This is a genomic window from Affinundibacterium nitidum (assembly GCF_014284155.1).
GTDB classification, from domain to species: Bacteria; Pseudomonadota; Gammaproteobacteria; order Burkholderiales; family Burkholderiaceae_D; genus Undibacterium; species Undibacterium nitidum.
The window spans coordinates 1-1461 of sequence record NZ_JACOFZ010000021.1; the positions used below are offsets into that span (position 1 = coordinate 1).

A 1461-nucleotide genomic window follows, 5' to 3' on the forward strand; every position below is an offset into this window, starting at 1 on the left:
AAACTAAGCTGCCCTTGCCTGTCGTGATCGTGATCGGTGTACCACCTAAAGCATTTAATTGGGCCAAGGTGACGTTGGTGCCACCGACCGTAATGCTTGCTAAACCTGCAGGAGCGGTAACCGTGAAGCTGTTTGCTGTTGCAGTTGCCGTTTCTGCTACCGTCATGTCGCCCGCAGAACCTGCATTGCTGTCAGGGATCGTGACCGTTGGACCACCATCGGTATTACCATTGATCGTGATCACCAAAGTCGCTGTCGTCGTACTACCGTCACCATCGGTTAAGGTGTACGTAAAGCTATCGGTCAAACTTTGACCGGCACCTAAGCCATTGACGGCCGCATTGCTGTTGTTGAGCGTGTACGTGTAGGTACCATTGCTGTTCAAGACCAAGGTACCGTAGCCAGCTGCATTGGTGAACGTGCCTGCTGTCACTGGAGTGGCATTGCTGTCCGCACCGACAGTGTCGTTCGTGATCACATTGCCGGTGACTGTGTTCGGGACGGCATCTTCAGTGATGTTGTTGATGTCACCGACCGCTACTGGTTTGCTATCCGTAATAAGGATATCTAAGCTGTCGTTATTCGTTGCGCCTAAGGCATCCGTCACAGCGACAGTAACACTGTCGGTCACATCGCTGTTTGCACTTTGGACACTTGGGTCATAGGTATAACTCACCACGCCTGTGCTGGAGTTGTAGCCTGTTAAGACCAAACTACCTTTACCGGTCGTGATCGTGATTGGTGTACCACCTAAAGCATTTAATTGCGCCAAGGTGACGTTGGTGCCACCCACCGTAATGCTCGCTAAACCAGCTGGCGCACTGACCGTGAAGCTGTTTGCTGTTGCAGTTGCCGTTTCTGCTACCGTCATGTCGCCCGCAGAACCTGCATTGCTGTCAGGGATCGTGACCGTTGGACCACCATCGGTATTACCATTGATCGTGATCACCAAAGTCGCTGTCGTCGTACTGCCGTCACCATCGGTTAAGGTGTACGTAAAGCTATCAGTCAAGCTTTGGCCGGCACCTAAGCCATTGACGGCCGCATTGCTGTTGTTGAGCGTGTACGTGTAGGTACCGTTGCTGTTCAAGACCAAAGTACCGTAGCCAGCTGCATTGGTGAACGTACCTGCTGTCACTGGCGTTGCATTCGTATCGGCACCCACGGTGTCGTTCGTCACTACATTGCCTGTGACCGTGTTCGGGATCGCATCTTCAGTGATGTTGTTGATGTCACCTGTCGCTACTGGTTTACTGTCCGTAATGAGGATATCTAGGCTATCGTTATTCGTCGCGCCTAAGGCATCCGTCACAGCCACAGTAACACTGTCGGTCACATCGCTGTTCGCACTTTGGACACTTGGATCATAGGTATAACTCACCACGCCTGTGCTTGAGTTGTAGCCTGTTAAGACCAAACTACCCTTGCCTGTCGTGATCGTGATTGGTGTACCACCTAAAG

1 protein-coding gene is annotated in these 1461 nt (G+C 52.0%); it reads right to left on the minus strand.

Annotated elements, in window-relative coordinates:
* On the minus strand, nt 1-1461 hold a 1461-nt coding region (locus H8K36_RS18850; RefSeq protein ID WP_222611283.1), incomplete at both ends, for a beta strand repeat-containing protein.